Below are 20,870 nucleotides of genomic sequence, written 5' to 3' on the forward strand. Positions count from 1 at the left end.
CCCGTGCCGGGACGGACGGGAAGAAATCCCGCCTAACCCGGTCTGACGGTCTCCGTCTGACCGTTTCTGTACGCAAGCGCCAATCCAATCATCGGATCAGAAAGTGCTACCGGTGCCAGCAATGAGTGCGGGGCCGCGGAAGCCACAAAGACCGGCATGAAATATCGTCCTTATTGGCACACATGATCCGGCTCCATCCCGTTCGCAGCATGAAAAAAGTTTAAACAACGCCATTTACCGATACGATTAAAATGCCGTCCTGAGACGGCATTTTTTATTGCCTGAAATTGCGCTAACTTTAATACATGAACTTTGTAGTAGCCGCCGTATTTGACGATTATATCAATGCCCATTTAACAATGGGTCGCTTGCAGGAAGCCAATATCAACTGTTGGCTGAAAGATGAAAACACGGTGGGTGTACATCCGGCTCTTACTTATGCGGTGGGCGGTATCAAACTAATGGTGGCTGAAGCCCAGCAGGAACGGGCGCTGGCGCTGATCAACGAAGATAAAGATGCCTATAAGAAGCAACATGCCTGTCCCAGATGCGGATCAGACAATATAGAGATGATCAGTGTGCCACGTCGAACAAACAATTGGTTTATGGCCATTAAAGATGCTATTTTAAAGAACGGCTCAGCTTCCTTGATGGACCAGGTGTATCATTGTTTTGATTGCGAAAATGAATACGAACTCAACAGCGAGCCGGAAAGCCGGTAGCCATGCATCTTCCCCGGAGGTGAGAGTGGTGGTTTATCTGGCTTGCCGGGTCTCCTCACATCATGGACAAAGTGATCACATATTTCTCAACGCTGGAACAGCGGCCCCTGGAGCGAATGGCCCTCCTGGTGGGTGGCTTGTTGTTTTTCTGGGTGATCGAAGGAGCGATTCCGCTTGTCCGGCTGCAATACCGCAAAAACAAATTCCGGCACGCACTGGTGAACTTTGGTTTTACTGTGATGCATCTGGTCATACACACCGCGCTGGCTGTCCTGATCGTGATGCTTAGCGACTGGTGTCGCAATGCCGACTTCGGCATGGTGTATTGGTTGCGGGCCAATGTGTGGGGTGCTATTTTGATCGGTGTGCTGACGCTGGATTTCAGTAGTTGGCTGGTCCATTGGGTGATGCATAAAAATCCTTATCTCTGGCGATACCATCTCATTCATCACAGCGACAACAAGGTAGACGTAACCACCGGCCTGCGGCATCATCCCGGCGACAGTTTGCTACGCGGTATTTTCTTTTTGTTACTGATCTTTATCAGTGGCGCGCCGATGTACAGCGTCATGATCTATCAAACCCTGGTCGTGATCACTACTGCTTTTACACATGCCAACATCAGCCTGCCGCCGCTATTGGATAAAACATTGAGCTATCTCTTTGTATCGCCCAACATGCACAAAGTGCACCACCATTGGATGCAGCCGTATACGGATAGTAACTATGGTGCGGTATTCTCCATCTGGGATCGCCTGTTCCACACATTCACCACGCTGCCACCGTCTCAAATCAAATATGGCTTAGACAAGTATTATCCTAATGAACGGGATGAAGATTTCTTCAACCTGTTGAAAGATCCGTTTGTGAAGAAAAAAAGATAATTGTGTTTGATTTGCAGCTGACCGCTGGGCTTGAAACGAGGCACCGGTCTTGTTTATATGAAATGGGTCTTGCCTAAGGCTCTTAATATTGGTAGATTTTATAACGACAGCCTTGGAAGACAGAAGCGAATCTTCGGGTGAAACCTGAGGTGCAAACTGCGGCGTATACGAAATCACCCCACGGGGATAGTGCTGTTATTTAATGGAGCTTGTTCCCAGATACGGGAACAAATATTCGTCGATTCGTGGCACCAACTTCAATCTTTATAAGCTCCTGTTCACATTATCGTTTCAAGAGAAAAGATTCATTTATTTTTGATATATGACTAAAGTGATAGCAATGATCCCGGCCCGATATGCCGCCACGCGTTTTCATGCAAAGCTGATGAAGATGCTCGGCGACAAACCGGTTATCACCCGCACGTATGAAGCAGCGCTGCAGAGTGACCTGTTTCAAGAGGTATATGTTATTACAGACAGTGATATTATTTATAAAGAAATCACCCATCGCGGAGGAAAAGCGATCATGAGCCTCACCGCCCACGAAAGCGGAACCGACCGCATCGCAGAAGCAGCGCGCAGCCTGGACGCAGACGTGATCGTAAACGTTCAGGGTGACGAACCTTTTATACAAAAGGAGCCGTTGGAAAAACTCGTTCGCCTGTTCGACCAGCCGGAAGTGCAGGTTGCCTCACTAATGCGGAAAATGGAAGACGCTCATGACATCAACAATCCGAACATGGTCAAGGTGGTCACTAATAAGCACAATAAGGCGCTGTATTTTAGCCGGAGCGTCATTCCCTATCAACGGGATGCAGACATCCCGGCGGATCACTTTTTGCATATTGGTGTGTATGCTTTTCGCAACGAGGCATTGCAGGCTTTCACGGCTTTGCCTCAAGCTCCGCCGGAGCAGATCGAAAAGCTGGAGCAACTACGGTTCTTATATAACGGCATTGATATTTACATGGCTGAAACCAGCTATAAAAATATAGCCATCGACACACCCGAAGACCTGGAAAAAGCATTGGCAATGATCAGTTGAGGGAATAAGCAACGCTGCTTTTTGCCGGAAGCAACGGATCGGTGTGGCACATCAAAAGATAACACGAATGAAACCCACAGGATTACAATTGAATCATTAAGGTAGATTTATTCGGCTACTGAAATAAACATTACGAATGAAAATGCGCCCGGAAAAATATTTGCGGTACCTGTTCCTGCCCAATTTACTGGAGCTGTTCGGGACCGAGCGAACCAAAGAGATCCTTACGGTAAATCCCACGATCATTCCTATCCGCGAAGAAGCGGCAACCGTAGTGATCACGGCATATGTTTATGATAAGTCAGAAATAAAGGAATACAAGGATATCGGGATTGAAGAGGCGCTTGCCCTGAAATGCAATAACCATATTGTGTGGATCAATATCGACGGGCTTAGAAAAGATGATGTCGATCTGATCGGCGATCAGTATGGTATCCACCCTTTGTTGCGGGAGGACATATTAAGCGTGAATCAGCGGCCCAAGGTGGATGAGATTGATGAGATCCTTTTCTGCCTGATGAATATTTTGTATTATAACGATGAAAGGAACTCCATCGGACAGGAGCAGATCAGCCTGGTGCTTGGTAAAAATTTTGTGATCACTTTCCAGGACGACCCTTCGCGGGATCTCTTTGATCCGCTGCGCGAAAGATTGAAATTGCCTACCAGTAAAACGCGGACCAAAGAAGCGGACTATCTCTATTACACGCTGATCGACACGATTGTTGATAACTACTTTATCGCGATGGAAAAGCTCGGCGATCGCATCGAAGATATCGAAGAAGAGATTATACGAGGCACCAACAAGCGCGCACTCGCTATGGTGAATGTGCTGCGAAAAGAATTGATCGTGTTGAAAAGAAGTATCTATCCGGTACGCGAAGTGGTGGGTGGTCTCATCAAGAGCGACAGCGATCTGCTCACCGAATTCAATGAGCGGTTTTATAAAGATGTTTATGACCACGTGGTCCAGGCCATCGATCTTGTGGATAACTATCGCGATATGATCATGGGCATGCAGGATCTCTACATCAGCAATGTCAACCTGAAGATGAATGAGGTCATGAAAGTGATGGCAATCGTGACCTGCGTGCTGGCGCCGGCGACAGTGATAGGTGGCATCTTCGGTATGAACTTCCAGGTGATCCCGCTGAGCGGGCAGCACTGGGGCTTTTGGATAGCGGTAGGTGCCATGCTCGTGATCCCTGTCTGGATGCTGATCATGTTTAAAAAGCGCGGCTGGTTTTAAGCGTACGATTGTAGAAGTCAACTTGTGTTGGAACGCAGTGGCACAGCCGCATGTTCCGGCGCTTATTGCTTGCGATTTTTTTAATCTATAAACAAAATAATGCTACAAAACATCATTACCAAAACAGGTGCAATCTTATTGATCTTATCGATATGGGCTTGTCATGCACCGCAGCAGGGGCAGACCCAATCACATGCAGCCGGCGACCGGGAACTCTGGTATCGCCAGCCAGCCGGGCAGTGGCTGGAAGCATTGCCTACGGGCAACGGGCGCCTGGGAGCTATGGTGTTTAGCCATCCCACGAAGGAGCATATTCAGCTGAATGAAAACAGCCTTTGGCCCGGAGAAAACAACTGGGGGCTTGCTCAAGGCAACGAAAAGGATCTCAGCGATATTCGCGAGCTGCTGAAGCAAGGAAAGAATAAAGAAGCCGATGCATTGTTTGTTGATAAATTTTTAACGAAGAGTATTATTCGGTCCCATCAGACGATGGGCGACCTTTGGATCGACTTTGGAGAACAGTCCTATTCAGATTATACCCGCAGGCTCAATCTCGATGAAGCAACGGTAAGATCCCGTTACAAGCTGGGCAACACACCTGTTGAGCAAACGGTCTTCAGCTCCTATCCCGACGAAGTGCTGGTGATACAATACAAAGCGGGTGCGGGAAATGGGCTCAACGCCACTCTGTCCATGACCAGGCCCAAAGACAATGGCCATGAAACCGTTACAACATTCACTGAAAACAACAGCCTTGTGATGCAGGGAGAGATCACGCAGCGGAAAGGAACGTTCAAAGGCCGCAAAGATCCCATTCTTTCCGGAGTAAAATTCGATACCCGCCTGAGCGTTGCGCACAAAGGCGGGTCAGTGGAAGTCGGTGCCAACACGATCAGCCTCAAAAATGTAAAAGAAGCGACTATTTACCTGGTCAGTAACACATCTTACTATCACGAGGATTACATTCAAAAAAGTAAAACGCATTTGCAGCAGGTAATGTCCAAAACTGCTGCAGAACTGCATCAGGCGCATGTGGCTGATTACCGGTCCCTTTCAGACAGGATGCAGCTGCAACTGGAACATCAGCCCATCGGTCTTCCCACCGACGAAAGGCTGGCGCTGGTCAAAAAAGGTGCGGTAGATGTGGGTCTGGAACAATTACTGTTCGACTACGGACGCTACTTGCTGATCAGTTCATCGAGGAACACCTTGCCGGCCAACCTGCAGGGGATCTGGACCAATGACATTGAGGCGCCCTGGAACGCGGACTATCATGTCAACATCAACCTGCAAATGAATTACTGGCCAGCCAACGTCACGAATATGGATGAGGTGAACCAGCCGTTGTTTGACCTGATCGACCGGTTGGTGGAAAACGGCAAAGAGGCCGCGCGAAAAAATTATGGGTGCGGGGGCAGTTTCATTCCACACGCCACGGATATCTGGGCCACGTCATTTTTAAGATCAAGTACCGCTTATTGGGGCGGATCTTTTGGCGCGGGTGGCTGGCTGATGCAGCACTACTGGAATCATTATCTATTCACCCGGGATGAAAATTTTTTAAGAACACGCGCATTTCCTGCAATGCAGGAAGTGGCCCGGTTTTACAGCGACTGGATCATCCGCGACCCTGTTACCGGCAAATGGGTTTCTGCACCCTCCTCCTCTCCCGAAAATAGTTTTATTAATGAGAAGGGCGACACCGCAGCGCTTTGCCTCGGCAGCGCAAAAGACCAGCAAGTGATCCGTGAACTGTTCACTAATTACCTGGAAGCCGCGGCCATACTCAATGTTCAGAACGCATCGGTAACAAAAATTAGGGGGCAACTGGATCACCTTCGAAGCGGCACCCAGATAGGCAGCGATGGCAGGCTGCTGGAGTGGGACCGCGAGTATAAAGAACCTGAACCCGGCCACCGGCATGTGTCTCATATTTATGCTTTTCATCCTGGCAATGAGATCACTCAGAGCGGTACACCGAAGCTGGTGGACGCGGTGAGAAAATCCCTGGACTACCGGTTGAAAAATGGCGGAGGTCACACGGGCTGGAGCCGTGCCTGGCTGATCAATCTGACTGCACGCCTCCTGGACGGCGAAGGGGCGCATGAGCATATTCGCAAGTTGTTCAGGATCTCGATCATCAGCAACCTGTTCGACATGCATCCGCCCTTCCAGATAGACGGGAACTTTGGTTACACTGCGGGTGTCGCTGAAATGCTGATCCAATCGCACGAGCGGGGGATCATCCGCGTATTGCCTGCTCTGCCGAAAGCCTGGAACAACGGGAGTGCCAAAGGATTGAAGGCGCGTGGTAATATTACGGCCGATATTACCTGGAAAAATGGGAAAGCTACTAAGTTGAGCCTAAGCACGCCTGTCCGTCAAACAATAAAGGTCCTGGTGAATGGCAGCGAGTTGACGGTCACCTTAGAACCCGGAAAAAGTATGTCGTTATTAGGATAGTACATCCGCAACCTTTGAGGGTTTAAAGCCTCGAGGCTGTGGGACTTAAAGAACTTCAATGGTCAGAAAAATTTTTAAAAACTGGAAAAGAATAACTGCGTTGATCATCGTAGGCTGGCTCCTGATGGCACAAAGCTGTATGAAGTTCCGGATCAGCGATAGCGAGGCCCGGCAACGGTTTGCGGCGGATAGTGTTACGCTCACAACGGCCGATTATACCACCAGAGGATATACACTTCATTATGCCAGGACCGGAAACGACACACTTCCTACGCTGGTGTTTATACATGGATCTCCCGGTGCATGGAATGCTTTTGAACGGTACATGCGCGATCCGGACCTCCTGCAAAAGTTCCGGATGATCGCCATCGACCGGCCGGGATTTGGCTACAGCCAGTTTGGTGATGCGCTCAACCTGGAAGACCAGGTAACGCTTATTACACCATTGATTCAGTCGCTCGACAATAACAAACCGGTTTATGGCGTAGGCCATTCTTTAGGCGGTCCGCTTGTAGCAGCACTGGAAATGCGAACACCGGACCTATTCTCAGGCATTGTGTTACTCGCGGCTTCCGTAGATCCGGCCGCTGAAAAAAAGGAATGGTGGCGCTATGTTTTAGACAGGCCGCCCCTCACTTATTTTTTGCCGGGCGCTTTCCGGCCAAGCAATACTGAACTGATCTATCTCAAAAAAGATCTCAGGCTGATGGAAAAATACTGGTATAAGATCACCTGTCCGGTGTGGATCGTTCACGGGGACAAGGATAGCTTTGTTCCTGTGGAGAACGCCTATTATGCCGACAAGAAATTATCATCCAGCGTCCAAAAGAAAATGGTGATCCTGAAAGGAGCCCGCCATTTTATTCCCTGGGAGCAATATGATGATATCAAGAAAGTGTTGATGGAGTTGGGTCCGGGCGCATAAGTCATCAGCATTAAAACAACAGGCCATGGCCAATGCGCTTTTTCAGGGCCTTCTCTTAAATACCGGAACCGTACTGCAGGGTTCGCCATACATCAGGCTTTTTACTACAGGCAGCAGCACGCGCGTGATTTCGGCGTAAGCAAATGCACCAATGGCAAGGTCACCGCAGCCCTTGATCACCACACGTTTATCCGTAAACAGAGAGCGATCGATCGCATTGATCTGGTTTAATAAAACCCGCTTTTTAATTTCTTCTTCATTGCCTTCGGCAACAAATTCGACTATGGGTTGCAGGTAAGAAATGATCAGCATATAGGCCCAGTGCGGAACAATAGCATCTGCAGAACAGGAAATGCCGACGATCTTACCACGATACGCTTCCCAGGGGTGCTGCTTTAATGCTTCGCGAAAATCTTTTTCCTTCAGGATCATTTCCATGAATAGAAAATCTTTGATATCGAAAACAACCACGTCGCCTTTCGGAAAAAAATTTTCAAGATCCAATGTGATAATACCGCTTTCGGCTACTTTATTTCTGATTACCTCTTCCATACTGTAAGTTAACAAAAACAACGGACTACTTGTTTAGTTGGAATGATGACCTCATACAAAAAATCCCGGCCTGAGCCGGGATGGTAGTGCATTATATTTTTAATGTCCGATTAATAGAACTTGCTGCGGTAATCCTTGATGGTAGCCGCTTCACGCAATGCCTGCAGCGACTGGAACTGAGACTGTTGTCTTGCCTGCATAGAGCGCATTTTCCGGAGCTCTTCCACATTGGCCGCCTGAACCGGTGTGCTCGACAGGTTGTCTACGCGAACTACATAAACCCCTTGCGTGCCCGGAATGGCTTCGTTCACCACTTTGTTCACATTCGCTTTGTTGAAAGCTGCACCAATTACTTTAGGTTCGAAACCTAGGCTCATGGAAGGCTGACCGGAGAAACGGAGGCTGTCTGCCACTTCCACTTGTTTTTTCAATACACCGGCTGCTGCTTCAAGCGTTGTGATCTTACCGATTTTTTTGGTGATGATCTCGGCTTTCTTTTGGTTCACCAGCAAAGGTTCTACCATCATACGCGCTTTAGAAGGGCTCATTGTTCCTTCCTCGTTCACCTCGGTCACCAGTGCTACCACATAATAGTCGCCCACGCGCTCAGGCTGTATCACATCGCCAAGATCTGCATTATAAATGCTTTTCACAAATGTGCGGGATGCGCCCACGCCCTGGATCATGGATCCGGTTGGCTGAATGTCCTGTGCTACTGATTTATAGATACCTTTTTCCTTTTGTAGTTTTTCTGCTGCAGCATCGAAAGATTTCTGATCTGTTGCGGATCCGGCAAACTTGGTAGCGGCGCTGTTGGCGGCCATGTCTGTCTCTGAGCTTGCCTCAATAGGTTTGTTCAGGTAAGCTATTTTATAACCGGTGGCGCTGCCTTTTTGAGAAAGGATCTCAATGTAGTGATAGCCGAAGTCGGTTTTAACCACTCCTTTAGACCCTACAGGATTGCCAAAGATAAAGTCGTTGAAAGCAGGCACCATTTGCCCGGAAGGAACATCGTCATAAACGCCGCCATTGCTCACGCTTCCCTGGTCGGTAGAAAACTTCACCACCAGTGAATCGAAATTTGCTCCGTTCCTGATGGCCACAGCGATACTGTCTGCCAGCTTCTTCGCGGTCGCCGTGTCCCTGATAGGAACCTGCTGACCGGTTTGCGGATCCATTTGTGCAGTACCCACTAATATGTGACGGATCTTTACGGTATCGGGGATACTTTTAGTAGCGATCACTTTCGCTAATACATAGTTTTCTCCGTCCACATAAGGTCCGTAGATATTGCCGGCGCCCACTCTGAAAATGGAATCTTTCATGGGCACCTGGATACGATTTCCGCTGATGTATCCGCCATAGTAATTATTAATGCCTTGTCTCATCAGGAAGCTCTCCACATTGCGGGCGCTGTCAAAGGCAGGTTTTAATGCCATAAGGCTCGCTTTGGCTTCGGCGCTGTCTGACGCGTTAGGCTGTGCATTGAAGGCAACGTAAGAGATGCTGCGGCTTTCTGTTTGTTTGAAATCTTTTTCATGAACGTCAATATACGCTTGTATATCCGCATCGGTCACTTTAACAGCTGAATCGGAAATGCTCGCGTACGGCTCTCTTACAAAAGAAATTTTTGAAATAAGTGCGTTTTGCGCGTTTTCTTTTTCGATCATCCATTTGGGGAAATTGATGCTGTTCGTAAGCAGTGCATCATACTTCTGTGCCATATGCTGGAACAGCATCTGATCCAGGAATGCATTCAACTGTGCTTTTTGCTCAGGCGTGCCTTTACTTTTGATCTGATTGATTTGCTGTTGAGCAACAGAAGGATCGTAAATGCCGGTTTGAGGATCCGTAAATGCCTGTTTCAGATCCGGAGGAGGATTTTGACCGAATAGCAAGTCGTTCAGTTCTTTTTTGCCCACTTCGATTCCCAGCTTTTCTGCTTCCTGCGTTAAAAGGACCCTGGCGATTTCCGTGTTCCAGGCGCCTTCATTGGCTTGCTGCGCCAGCATTTCACTGTTGCTGCCCATCCCACGCTGCTGCATCATCTGCGTTTGCTGGTCCACCATCTGGCGGAAGCTTTCATATTCAACAGCTTCCCCGTTGATTTTTCCTACCGTTGTTGTATCTCCTCTAAAAAGGCTGCCACCGTTCTCAAAAGCAAGCATTATTACAAATACCACTAACGCCAAAGCAATTATGATGGCCATCACTTTGCCGTACTTGTCCTGGATTTTCTGAATAACCGACATAATATATTAATACATTAAATAAAAGGACGGCAAAAATAGGGTATTTGAAAATATCAACAAATTGTGGAAAATTTCTTACAACTGAAGCGCAGGTTAAGTTGTAACGCTAACCGCTTGAAACAGACGATCCCATTATGACTTCCCTATGAATCGAGACCGATTTAAAAGAAGCCGGGAAGCGGTGTGAATGCCGCCGATTGGCGCGTTTTTTGTAATTTTGCTACCGAAACCAAACTAAATCAGTATGCTTATGAATCTGCATCTGGATAATATGTATAAAGTAGTGAAGGAGAAACTCGAGCGCTGGATCAATGCTGTTATCGATATTTTACCGAACCTGCTTTTAGCCATCGTCATTCTGGTGGTCGGGCTTTTTATTGCTAAATATCTGAAACGGCTTTTCGAAAAGGTCATTTCCCGTTTTGTACAATATAAAAACCTCAGCAATCTGTTGGTCTCGATCTTCTACCTGTTGCTCATAGGCATCGTTGTATTTTCTGCGCTCAACGTCTTAAAGCTGGACAATACGGTGAAGACCATCCTGGCCGGCGCGGGGGTACTTACGTTAGCCCTGGCATTTGCTTTCCAGGATATTGCTGCCAATTTTGTATCAGGGATTTTCATCACTTTCCAGCGCCCCTTCCGGGCGGGAGAGACCATAAAGAGCAAGGACCATTATGGTGTGGTGCAGATCGTTCACCTGAGACACACCGTGATCAAAAATTTCCAGGGGCAGATTGTAACCATTCCCAATAAAGACATCTTCCAAAACCCTTTGATCAACTATTCCGCGTTGGGCCGGCGCAGGCTGGACCTTAAAGTCGGTATTTCTTACGGAGATGACCTGGAGAAAGTGGAGCGCGTGACCTTAGAGGCCGTGAAGCAAATAAGTGTGTTAGCAGCAGACAAGGAACCCCGGTTATTCTTTGATGCGTTTGGCGATTCCTCCATTGAGTTCTCTGTGTTGATCTGGCTCCGTTCGGGTGATCAGCCCACGTTGTGGAAGGGCCAAAGCGAAGCGATCAAGCTGATCAAAAAAGCATATGACGAAAACCAGATCACCATTCCGTTCCCGATCCGGACGCTCGATTTTGGTATCAAAGGCGGGGAGAAATTGTCGGCCATGTTGTCCCAGCGTCCCGGCTCAAGCGTTATGCCGGTATAAGCTGATCGATCTGATCGGCCAGCTTGCGGTCTTTATCGGTAACGATATCACCGGCATCGTGCGTGCTCAGCCAGAATTCTACGGTGTTGTACACGTTTTTCCATTCGGGATGGTGGTTCATCTTTTCAGCCGCGATCGCTACCCGTGTCATGAAACCGAAGGCTTCGCTAAAGTTGCTGAACGCCACTTTCCGGTACAATTTATTATTGATTTCCTGCCACATACTGTTGCTTTTAAAAGATGAGGTATTCTTTATTCTTGATCTTTTCGTTAGTCAGCTCCGTGACCAGCTGAACGCCCGGAATATTGCGTAACATCAGTTTGATCTGTTCCAGGTAATCTTCCGTGACCGTATCGTTTTTCATGAGCCACAGGAAATCCAGGTTTTTAAATTCCGGCAAAAGAAACTCCCCGTCATGGAGATTATTATATAAATAGTGACACAAAGCGCTGTTGGGTTCATGATATTCATAAACAGAAAAGAAGTATTGTCTTTTCTTTCGCTTCAGGCTGATCTCGATATCGTGGTTGATCCTGAAGTTGATGCCCAGCATATTATTCAGATTCCAGCAAAAACGGTAATCTTTCACCGTGGTCACAATGCCCAACAGCCGCGTATCGTCAAAAAAATTGTCGATAATTTCCTGGGTGTCCAATTCCAATTTAAGAAGGGCCATACTGCTTCTTTATTCGTTCATAAAATAGGTTTCTTGTTACCTAAAGGTAAACAAAGATCGGGCGCAACTGTTTTAGGTGGAGATAAAACTCCGTAATTCGTAAACACTTTTATGACAAAGGCAGCTAATTTTGCTGTTTTACGTATTGAAAAATTCAATGTTACATATTGCTTTAGCAGGAAATCCCAACAGCGGAAAGACTTCATTGTTCAACACGCTCACGGGATTGAATCAAAAAGTAGGAAATTTCCCCGGTGTTACGGTCGATAAAAAGACCGGAACCACCAAAATTGGCCAATCTACCGCAAGGGTGATTGACTTACCGGGATCCTACAGCCTCTATCCCCGCCGGTTGGACGAAGAAGTGGCCTACAAGGTCATCTTAGACCAGGACAAGACGATATCGGCTGACGTGATCGTAGCCGTTGCCGATGCCAGCAGCCTGAAGCGGAACCTGCTGTTTTGCACCCAGATCATTGATCTCAAACGACCCATCGTGGTGGCGCTGACGATGATGGACATTGCACGGAAAAAAGGGATCCAGGTAGACGTGAATGAAATGGAGCGTGAACTGGGCGTTCCCGTGGTGGTCGTCAACCCCCGCAAGAACAAGGGTATCGACGCATTGAAAAAGGCCATCGAGCTGGTAGCCGGCAATCTTTACAAGCCTCCGGCGAGAAGTTTTATAGACGCAGCGGCCCTGGCGCCCGGGGCGATCAAACAGGCACAGCTGGCTGTGCCGCATATCGGCGATTATGAAGCAGTGCACTACCTGATCAATCATGAAACCTTCCCGCTGGCAGATGAGCTGCAGGAACAAATTGAGCAGGCAGAAATCGATCATCAATTCAACCCCGCCCGTACACAGGCAGAAGAAATCGTTCAGCGGTATAAAGGCATCAACCATATTCTCAATCAGGCGGTCTCCTTTCCCGACCCTCAGAAGAGATCCCGGCTCACGGAGCGGCTGGATAATGTGTTCCTGCACCGGTACTGGGGTTATGCTATTTTGTTAGCCGTGTTATTTCTCTTGTTCCAATGCGTGTTTCTCCTGGCCTCTTACCCGATGGACTGGATCGACGGGGGCACCGCGGCCTTCAGCGGCTGGCTGGCAGACATACTTCCTGAAAATAATCTTACCGACCTGCTGATTAACGGCCTGGTGGCCGGCCTGGGCGGGATCATCATATTTATCCCCCAGATCATGATCTTATTCGGGTTGATCACCCTGCTGGAAGATACCGGCTATATGGCGCGCATCAGCTTCCTGACCGACCGGGTGATGCGGACGGTAGGTTTAAATGGGAAAAGCGTAATGCCCATGATCAGCGGATTTGCCTGCGCGGTACCTGCCATCATGAGTGCCCGCAATATTGAAAACCGGAAAGAGCGGTTACTCACCATCCTTGTCACGCCGCTGATGAGCTGTTCGGCGAGGTTGCCTGTTTATATCATATTAACGGCGGTAGTGATCCCGGAGCAGTACCTGGCAGGATTCATCAGTGTGCAGGGTCTTGTAATGATGGGCCTCTATTTGATCGGTATCGTTTTTGCCATGGCCGTGTCCTATGTGGCCAAGTGGTTCATTAAAATAAAAGAAAAGAGCTTTTTTATATTGGAGCTTCCGGTTTATCGCGCGCCCCGGTGGAAAAATGCCGTGCAAACCATGATCGAAAAGGCCAGGATCTTTACGGTGCAGGCTGGTAAGATCATATTAATCATCAGCCTGGCGCTGTGGTTTCTCAGCTCTTTCGGACCGGGTCAGCGAATGGAGCTTGCACGCGTGGAGTATGAGCGGCAGCTGTCACAGCCCGGCGCAGATGTGGCCGCGATCGAAGAACAGTATGGAACCGCCAAGCTGGAAAACTCTTATGCCGGCATTATGGGCAAAGCCATTGAACCGGTGATAAGACCCCTGGGATACGACTGGAAGATCGGGATCGCGCTGATTACCTCTTTTGCTGCCAGGGAAGTATTTGTCGGCACCATGGCTACGCTATATAGTGTTGAAGACGATGGAGAGGAGAACATGGCTTTGCAGGACCGGATGCACCGCGCTACATTCAGCGACGGAACAAAGGTCTTTACGCTGGCTACCGGCGTTTCACTGATGCTGTTCTACGTCTTTGCCATGCAGTGCATGAGCACGCTGGCCATCGTAAAGCGCGAAACGGGAGGATGGAAATGGCCCATGATACAGCTGGCCTACATGACCTTTCTGGCCTATATCGTTAGCTTTGTAGCTTATCAGCTTTTAAAATAGTACGCTGGTCTGATTCATACAGATAAATGTAACCCTCATGCCACAAGCCGCCACTGATGTACAACTGAGAAGAACCGGGATAGCCGACCTCGAGGTGCTTTTTCAATTTCAAACAGACAAAGACGCTATTCACCTGGCGGCGTTCACGCCGAAAGATCCGACAGATAAGGCCGCATACATAACAAAATATACAAAGCTGCTGAGCGATCCCACCATAAATAACCAGACCATTTTAACGGATGCGGTAATTGTGGGAAGCATTGCCAAATTCGTGTTGGAGGGTCAAACCGAAATCACCTATTGGATAGACAAAAAATACTGGGGACGGGGCATTGCCACCAAAGCATTAAAAAAATTCCTTGATATAGAAACGGCGAGGCCGTTGTTTGCACGGGCTGCATTTGACAATATCGGATCGCAGAAAGTGCTGGAAAAATGTGGCTTTACCCCAATCGGATCAGATAAAGGCTTTGCAAATGCAAGACAAGAGATCATTGTAGAATTTATTTATAAGTTAGCGTAGCAACCCAAAGTAGATGGCAGTAAGCAAAGCCTGGGGCGACAGAGACGGCAAAACCCTTTTATCGGAGCCGGAGCTTAGCTATCCAAATGGCAGCCATTACACCAGAGGGCCCGATCGACCGGCTCCTGTATCTTTCGTACTTTTGCAAAAATTTAAACTATGCGTTTTATTTGTTTTCTCCTTTTGTCCGCTCTATTTTTAGCGTGTAACAACAGTTCAGAAAATGCGGAGCCGGCGCCGTCTTTGTCAGACAGCCTGCTTAAACAAGTGCTGGAAGGACATGATGTTGCCATGCCAAAGATGATGAAGCTGGAGCGACTTCAGAGAGAAGCGCAGGCGGAACTGGATTCTTTGAAAAAGCAATCACCGGCCCGGCATGCAGCGCGCATCACTGTGTTAGACAGCACCATCAAAAACCTGAGTTATGCTGATGTGACCATGCAAGAGTGGATGGAAGGGTTCCGCTATGACTCATTGAAAGGAAACGAACCAGCCCGGACCGAATACCTGAAAATGCAGCTGCAGTCCGTCAACGAAATGAAGGAAGTCGTCCTCTCCAGCATTGAAAAAGCAGATTCTGTATTAAAACAATAGACCGGAAATGTATTGACAACAAAAAAGCCGGTACTACCGGCTTTTTCTATGAATGTCTTTGGGTCGATCGTATTACTTACTGCTATTGTATTCATCAATAGCACCGGTCAGCCTTTCGAAGATCTCGTCGATAGAGCCTTCGCCAGGGATGGCCTTGAATTTATCGTCTTCCTTGTAGTGTTGAGCTACCGGCTCTGTATCACTGGTATACACCTGGAATCGCTTGCGGATCACTTCCTCGCTGGTATCGTCTGACCGGCCAGAGGTCTTGCCTCTTTCCAACAGCCTTCTAACCAGTTCTTCTTCATTTACCTGGAGCGCCAGTACCAGGTCGATCCGGGTCTTTTTAAGTTCCAATAGTTTGTCAAGCGCCTTTGCCTGGTTGATCGTGCGGGGAAAACCGTCAAATAAGAAGCCGTTCGCGTCTCCGTTTTTTTCGAGGCAATTGTCGATGATGCCGATCACCACTTCATCCGGAACCAATTGTCCGGCATCCATGATCTTTTTAGCTTCCAATCCAAGCGGTGTTTTACCGGCAATCTCGCTTCTGAGCAGATCGCCCGTAGAAAGGTGTACTAACTTATATTTTTCAATAAGATTAGTAGCCTGTGTGCCCTTTCCGCTACCGGGAGGGCCAAATAAAACTAAATTAAACATTTACGTAAATCGGTTTGATGTATATCAACAAATATATAATACCAGCGCTGAATTTTGGTTTTTTACGTATATTTTATTGAAAAAGGTGAAAATCCCCTCAGTAGAACAGAGGTATCAACCTTTTGCTGACCGTAATTGTTTTAAATAGTAGCTATGAAGTATTCCCTTTTAATATGGTTTAGTATTTGTTGTTTATTTCAGCAATGTCAATCCCAAACAACATCACCCGGCAAAAAAGACTCGACTCACATGGATAAAGAAAAAAACCCCGTTTATTCCCGGACGGATACATCGGATGTAAAGCTTAGTAATGAAGACTGGCAAAAAATATTGCCCGAAGAAGTGTATTACATCGCCCGTCAGAAAGGTACCGAACGCCCATGGACAAGTAAGTATGAAAAGTTCAAGGAAATCGGAACTTATTATTGCGCTGTTTGCGGAAATCCGCTATTTAAAAGCGACACCAAGTTTGACAGCGGCTGCGGATGGCCCAGCTTTTATGAGCCGATCAGCAAGAGCAGTATCATCTACCTGGAGGACAAAAGCCATGGCATGGTGAGAACGGAAGTTCAATGTGGCCGTTGCCAATCACATCTTGGCCACGTATTCAACGACGGCCCCCCTCCCACCGGGCTGCGCTATTGCATCAATGGCGTGGTGCTTGATTTCGAAAAAGCGAAAGAAGCAGAAAAAAAGTACAACGAGGACAAAAAATAAACACAGGAGTAGCGCCGCAACAATGCGGCGCTACTCTTTTTTACATCAGCCCCGACCCCGGTGATCGGGAATGGCGATTCGCCCTGATTCCGTTTTTTGTAACCGATTGCATTTGGTTTGTTTTAGTATATTTGATGTAAACAAATTACCAGCTATGCAATCAAGGAGACGATTTCTTGCCAGTTCATCAGCACTGGCGCTTGGCGGCTTTGCGCTTCAATCTTTCAATACAAAGAACTTTTCAAAAGTTATCACGGGAGCGAATGAAGAAATCCATGTCGGTGCCATTGGGATCAATGGCATGGGTTGGTCCAACACCCTATCCATACTGAAAATTCCGGGCGTAAGACTGACCGCTCTTTGTGATGTGGATCAAAATGTGCTGGACAAGCGCATAGCCGAGCTGAAGCAAAAGAATATTGACACTTCTAAGATCAAGACCTATAAAGATTACAGGGGACTGCTCGACAATAAAGATGTGGACGCCGTCATCATCGGAACGCCGGATCACTGGCATGCCCTGATCATGATCCATGCGGTCCAGGCGGGAAAAGACGTTTATGTAGAGAAGCCGGTGGGGAATTCTATCATGGAGTGCCGGGCCATGGTAGCGGCCCAGGAAAAATACAACAAAGTGGTGCAGGCCGGGCAGTGGCAGCGCAGTCAACAGCATTTCCGGGATGCGATCGACTTTGTGCACAGCGGCCAGCTTGGAAATATCAGAACGGTAAAAGTATGGTGTTACCAGGGATGGATGAAACCCGGACCTGTGGCGCCCGATAGCGCGCCGCCTGCCGGAGTGGATTATAAAATGTGGCTGGGGCCGGCCAAAACCAGGGCCTTCAACAGCAGCCGCTTTCATTTCACTTTTCGCTGGTTCTGGGACTATGCCGGTGGCTTAATGACCGACTGGGGGGTGCACCTGATGGATTATGCGATCTTCGGTATGAATGCTCCCGTGCCTAAAACGGTCTCTGCGCTTGGGGGCAAATTTGCCTATCCTGATCTTTACCAGGAAACGCCCGACACCTTAGCGGCACTGTATGAATTTGACAACTTCAATCTTATCTGGGACCATGCTATGGGTATCGATAATGGTAACTTTGGAAAGGATCATGGTATTGCATTTATAGGCAACAATGCGACGTTAGAGCTGGACAGAGGAGGATGGGAAGTGATCGAGGAAAAGAGAAGCGAGAGGAAAGTGAGCGTTGCGCGGAAAGCCCCTTCTGAAAACGGGCTGGATGCGCATACCCAAAACTTTGTAGATGTGATGCGCTCCCGGAAGATGAGCGATCTGAACTGTCCTATCCAGACCGGCGCTCATATCGCCACCGTCTGTCAGATGGGTAATATTGCTTACCGGAGCGGCGAAAAAGTAGTATGGGACAAAGCGGCCGCGAAATTTACTGATGGCCAGTTGAATAAAGAATACCTGATGGCGCCTTATCATAACGGTTATAGTTTGCCCAAAATATAATAAGAGATCGTTTCACCCTGCGTAGCGGGATAACTGATATGTGATGCTTTTTCAAACCAAAACAATTTCTATGTCGCGAAGTTTATTGTTCTTATTATCAGGCCTGCTATTCTTTTATATCACTGCGGAAGCGTAACATCCACATTTGGAACGCGCTAACGACAGCCGGGTGAATGCGTATATTCAAAAGAATTACCCGAAGTTGTGGAAAGAGCTGAAGAAAATAGAAAAGGAAGGCACGGAAATCGCGTTCTTCACATCCATGAAAGGCCCAGGCCGCGCCGCCAAAGGGCAGATTCAGTTGAACGAAGCTTATTTCACTCAGCCACGCCCGGCATATCCTGAAGACCGGCTGATCATTGTGGTATTGCACGAATATGGCCACGTGCTACATGCCGCAAAAATGAAAGGAACTGTAAAAAAGCGGAACTTTGAGAATGCGGTGCAAAACGAATACGAAGCTTTTAAATATTCGCTGGAGCAGGCGGTCCTCCGCGCAGAAGCTGGTGATAAAGGGCCGCTAAGACAAGTATTGAAAAACCTGAAACAACGCATCGAGGCCGCGAAGCAGGCTGAAAAGGACCCGCATATACCGGCGATTAACCGGTTGATGAAAGAAAAAATATGGAAAGATGCAGAAACAGTACTTGAAAAAGACTGATCACCGCATATGAGGGGTCACAACCCACCTTGATCAGGCAATTATGACTCTTGTCGGATAAAGATCAAAACGACGTTGGTTCTTTAATAATAAAGCAATGTGGGATAGCGAATTCCCGCTGTTAACAGGAAACGAGCGTACTTGGGTTTGAGTGAACCCCAAAATCTGAAAACCATAAATCCGCAATCCCGGTTATCTTTGCAGCTCATTTTTGAAAAATTGAATTAATGAGCGTACAACATCTATCAGAGCAGGAACAAATAAGAAGAGAGAAATTACAAAAAATAAAAGATGCGGGTGTGGATCCCTATCCCGCGGCGTTGTATCCGGTATCGCATTATTCGGCCGATATCAAAAGTCATTATTCTGAAGAGAACAAAGAGCAGTTTGCCGACGTCTGTGTGGCCGGCCGCATCATGAGCATTAACGACAAGGGCAAGGTCTTCTTTATCAAGATACAGGACAAACAGGGCATTTTTCAATTATATGTGAAGCGGGATGAGCTGTGCCCGGATGAAGATAAAAGCTTTTGGGACAACGTGGTAAAGAACGGACTGGACCTGGGGGATTTTATCGGCGCGACCGGTTACGTGTTTATCACCAAGACCGGCGAAACCTCTTTACATACCCAAACCCTGACCTTATTATCCAAATCGCTGAAACCATTGCCGGTAGTGAAACGAGATGAGGAAGGCAATGTGTTTGATGAAGTAACGGATCCCGAATTTAAGTATCGCCAACGCTATGCCGACCTGGTGATCAATCCATCGGTAAAAGAAACATTCGTTAAAAGAACGAAATTGATCAATTCTATCCGCGAGTTTTTGAACGAACGCGGCGCATTGGAAGTCGATACGCCGGTGTTGCAATCTATCCCCGGCGGCGCGGCAGCACGACCTTTTATTACGCATCACAATGCCCTGGATGTACCGTTCTATTTGCGTATTGCGAATGAGCTTTATCTCAAACGCCTGATCGTAGGTGGGTTTGACTGGGTGTACGAGTTTGCGCGCAACTTCAGAAACGAAGGGATGGACCGCACGCACAACCCGGAGTTTACCATCCTGGAGTTTTATACGGCGTATAAAGATTATTTCTGGATGATGGAAACGACCGAGCAGCTTTTGGAAAAGGCAGCGCGGGATGTATGTGGGGAAACGGAGGTGCCGGTGGGCGATAAAACGATCTCTTTCAAAGCGCCATTTGCGAGGGTTTCTATCTACGACGCGATTAAAGAACATACCGGTTTCGATGTAAGTGGAATGGACGAAGAAGGGCTGAAAAATGTATGTAAAGAGTTAGGCATCCATGTAGATAAAACCATGGGCAAAGGGAAGCTGGTGGATGAGATCTTTGGTGAAAAATGTGAGCATCATTACATACAACCTACTTTCATCATCGATTATCCGGTAGAGATGAGCCCGCTTACCAAGAAGCACCGCAGCAAACCCGGTCTGGTAGAGCGTTTTGAGCTGATGATCAACGGAAAGGAAATTGCCAATGCGTACAGCGAGCTTAACGATCCGATCGAGCAGCGGGAACGTTTTGAAGAGCAGGCCAAGCTTTTAGAGCGGGGCGACGAAGAAGCCATGTTCATCGATTATGATTTTCTTCGCGCGCTGGAATACGGCATGCCGCCCACATCGGGCATTGGCTTCGGTATTGACCGGCTTTGTATGTTACTGACTAACAAAGCTTCGATCCAGGACGTTTTACTCTTCCCGCAGATGCGGCCAGAGAAAATGGATTAAGCCGCTGATCGCTAAGTAGCAGATTACAGCAAACTATTATCACTACCTCAATAAGCCTGTGGTGTTGCAAGCAGCCACCTTCAGGAGCTATAAAAATTTATAAAGGGCTCAGAGAACAAGTCATTGTCTCTGCGCCTTTTAGTTGAAACTATTTAAATAAACTACTGCAGACGCTGAAAAACCATCCCTGAAGAATTTATGGAAGCATTATATTGCGGCATAATATGAGATGGTTGCCAAAAAGCTTCACAGGCGTTAAATTATCTGAAAGCACTGCGAATAGTCAACCT

19 protein-coding genes are annotated in these 20,870 nt (G+C 47.7%); 14 read left to right on the forward strand and 5 right to left on the reverse strand.

Annotation, left to right across the window (positions count from 1 at the left end; genetic code table 11):
• Positions 1-305 precede the first annotated feature (305 nt).
• The 6 genes from ACU37H_RS10895 to ACU37H_RS10920 all read left to right on the forward strand — a co-directional run bounded on the left by ACU37H_RS10895 (position 306) and on the right by ACU37H_RS10920 (position 7,288).
• Complete coding sequence (locus tag ACU37H_RS10895) at positions 306-722, forward strand: putative signal transducing protein (protein ID WP_472701482.1); 417 nt, start codon at positions 306-308, stop codon at positions 720-722.
• 62 nt (positions 723-784) lie between these two features.
• The gene (locus ACU37H_RS10900; protein WP_472701481.1) at positions 785-1,606 is read left to right on the forward strand and encodes a sterol desaturase family protein; all 822 of its coding nucleotides are present in this window, start codon (positions 785-787) and stop codon (positions 1,604-1,606) included.
• Positions 1,607-1,928: 322 nt separating this feature from the next.
• Entirely contained in the window at positions 1,929-2,651 is a 723-nt protein-coding gene (kdsB, locus tag ACU37H_RS10905) for a 3-deoxy-manno-octulosonate cytidylyltransferase (RefSeq protein ID WP_472701480.1), read from the forward strand.
• A 136-nt stretch (positions 2,652-2,787) separates the two neighbouring features.
• Positions 2,788-3,900, forward strand: a complete 1,113-nt coding sequence (gene corA, locus ACU37H_RS10910) for a magnesium/cobalt transporter CorA (protein WP_472701479.1) — start codon at positions 2,788-2,790, stop codon at positions 3,898-3,900.
• Between the two features lie 99 nt (positions 3,901-3,999).
• A complete protein-coding gene (locus ACU37H_RS10915; RefSeq protein WP_472701478.1) occupies positions 4,000-6,363 on the forward strand; it encodes a glycoside hydrolase family 95 protein in 2,364 nt (787 codons plus the stop codon).
• Positions 6,364-6,421: 58 nt separating this feature from the next.
• Positions 6,422-7,288: an alpha/beta fold hydrolase gene (locus tag ACU37H_RS10920; protein WP_472701477.1), complete on the forward strand. Its 867-nt coding sequence runs from the start codon at positions 6,422-6,424 to the stop codon at positions 7,286-7,288.
• Between the two features lie 42 nt (positions 7,289-7,330).
• Here the strand turns inward: ACU37H_RS10920 and ACU37H_RS10925 are convergent, their stop codons facing one another.
• Together ACU37H_RS10925 and ACU37H_RS10930 are read right to left on the reverse strand one after the other, a co-directional pair.
• Positions 7,331-7,840 (reverse strand): DUF2480 family protein, encoded by a 510-nt coding sequence (locus ACU37H_RS10925; protein WP_472701476.1) that lies wholly within the window; start codon positions 7,838-7,840, stop codon positions 7,331-7,333.
• A 110-nt stretch (positions 7,841-7,950) separates the two neighbouring features.
• Positions 7,951-10,092 (reverse strand): peptidylprolyl isomerase, encoded by a 2,142-nt coding sequence (locus ACU37H_RS10930; protein ID WP_472701475.1) that lies wholly within the window; start codon positions 10,090-10,092, stop codon positions 7,951-7,953.
• Between the two features lie 250 nt (positions 10,093-10,342).
• Between ACU37H_RS10930 and ACU37H_RS10935 the strand changes: the two genes are divergently transcribed.
• Positions 10,343-11,257: a mechanosensitive ion channel family protein gene (locus tag ACU37H_RS10935; protein WP_472701474.1), complete on the forward strand. Its 915-nt coding sequence runs from the start codon at positions 10,343-10,345 to the stop codon at positions 11,255-11,257.
• On the opposite strand, the gene ACU37H_RS10940 is transcribed toward ACU37H_RS10935, so the two are convergent.
• On the reverse strand, positions 11,244-11,480 hold the full coding sequence (locus tag ACU37H_RS10940; protein WP_472701473.1) for a 4a-hydroxytetrahydrobiopterin dehydratase: 237 nt from the start codon (positions 11,478-11,480) through the stop codon (positions 11,244-11,246). The genes ACU37H_RS10935 and ACU37H_RS10940 overlap by 14 nt on opposite strands.
• Before the next feature lie 10 nt (positions 11,481-11,490).
• Positions 11,491-11,934 carry an IPExxxVDY family protein gene (locus ACU37H_RS10945; RefSeq protein ID WP_472701472.1) on the reverse strand — a complete coding sequence of 148 codons (444 nt, stop codon included), beginning with the start codon at positions 11,932-11,934 and terminating at the stop codon, positions 11,491-11,493.
• Positions 11,935-12,091: 157 nt separating this feature from the next.
• Between ACU37H_RS10945 and feoB the strand changes: the two genes are divergently transcribed.
• The 3 genes from feoB (at position 12,092) to ACU37H_RS10960 (ending at position 15,314) form a co-directional block, all read left to right on the forward strand.
• Positions 12,092-14,197, forward strand: a complete 2,106-nt coding sequence (feoB, locus tag ACU37H_RS10950) for a ferrous iron transport protein B (protein ID WP_472701471.1) — start codon at positions 12,092-12,094, stop codon at positions 14,195-14,197.
• A 37-nt stretch (positions 14,198-14,234) separates the two neighbouring features.
• On the forward strand, positions 14,235-14,720 hold the full coding sequence (locus ACU37H_RS10955) for a GNAT family N-acetyltransferase (protein WP_472701470.1): 486 nt from the start codon (positions 14,235-14,237) through the stop codon (positions 14,718-14,720).
• 159 nt (positions 14,721-14,879) lie between these two features.
• Positions 14,880-15,314, forward strand: a complete 435-nt coding sequence (locus tag ACU37H_RS10960) for a viral A-type inclusion protein (RefSeq protein WP_472701469.1) — start codon at positions 14,880-14,882, stop codon at positions 15,312-15,314.
• Positions 15,315-15,386: 72 nt separating this feature from the next.
• Here ACU37H_RS10960 and ACU37H_RS10965 read toward each other — a convergent pair whose 3' ends face one another.
• A complete protein-coding gene (locus ACU37H_RS10965; protein ID WP_472701468.1) occupies positions 15,387-15,971 on the reverse strand; it encodes an adenylate kinase in 585 nt (194 codons plus the stop codon).
• 249 nt (positions 15,972-16,220) lie between these two features.
• Here ACU37H_RS10965 and msrB point away from each other — a divergent pair, with 249 nt between their 5' ends.
• The 4 genes from msrB to lysS all read left to right on the forward strand — a co-directional run bounded on the left by msrB (position 16,221) and on the right by lysS (position 20,580).
• Positions 16,221-16,688: a peptide-methionine (R)-S-oxide reductase MsrB gene (msrB, locus tag ACU37H_RS10970; RefSeq protein ID WP_472701467.1), complete on the forward strand. Its 468-nt coding sequence runs from the start codon at positions 16,221-16,223 to the stop codon at positions 16,686-16,688.
• 154 nt (positions 16,689-16,842) lie between these two features.
• Positions 16,843-18,168: a Gfo/Idh/MocA family protein gene (locus ACU37H_RS10975; RefSeq protein ID WP_472701466.1), complete on the forward strand. Its 1,326-nt coding sequence runs from the start codon at positions 16,843-16,845 to the stop codon at positions 18,166-18,168.
• A 145-nt stretch (positions 18,169-18,313) separates the two neighbouring features.
• Entirely contained in the window at positions 18,314-18,829 is a 516-nt protein-coding gene (locus ACU37H_RS10980) for a zinc metalloprotease (RefSeq protein WP_472701465.1), read from the forward strand.
• Positions 18,830-19,056: 227 nt separating this feature from the next.
• Positions 19,057-20,580 carry a lysine--tRNA ligase gene (lysS, locus tag ACU37H_RS10985; protein WP_472701464.1) on the forward strand — a complete coding sequence of 508 codons (1,524 nt, stop codon included), beginning with the start codon at positions 19,057-19,059 and terminating at the stop codon, positions 20,578-20,580.
• The last annotated feature ends 290 nt before the right edge of the window (positions 20,581-20,870 follow it).

The organism is Niabella sp. ZPM-14, from assembly GCF_055693045.2.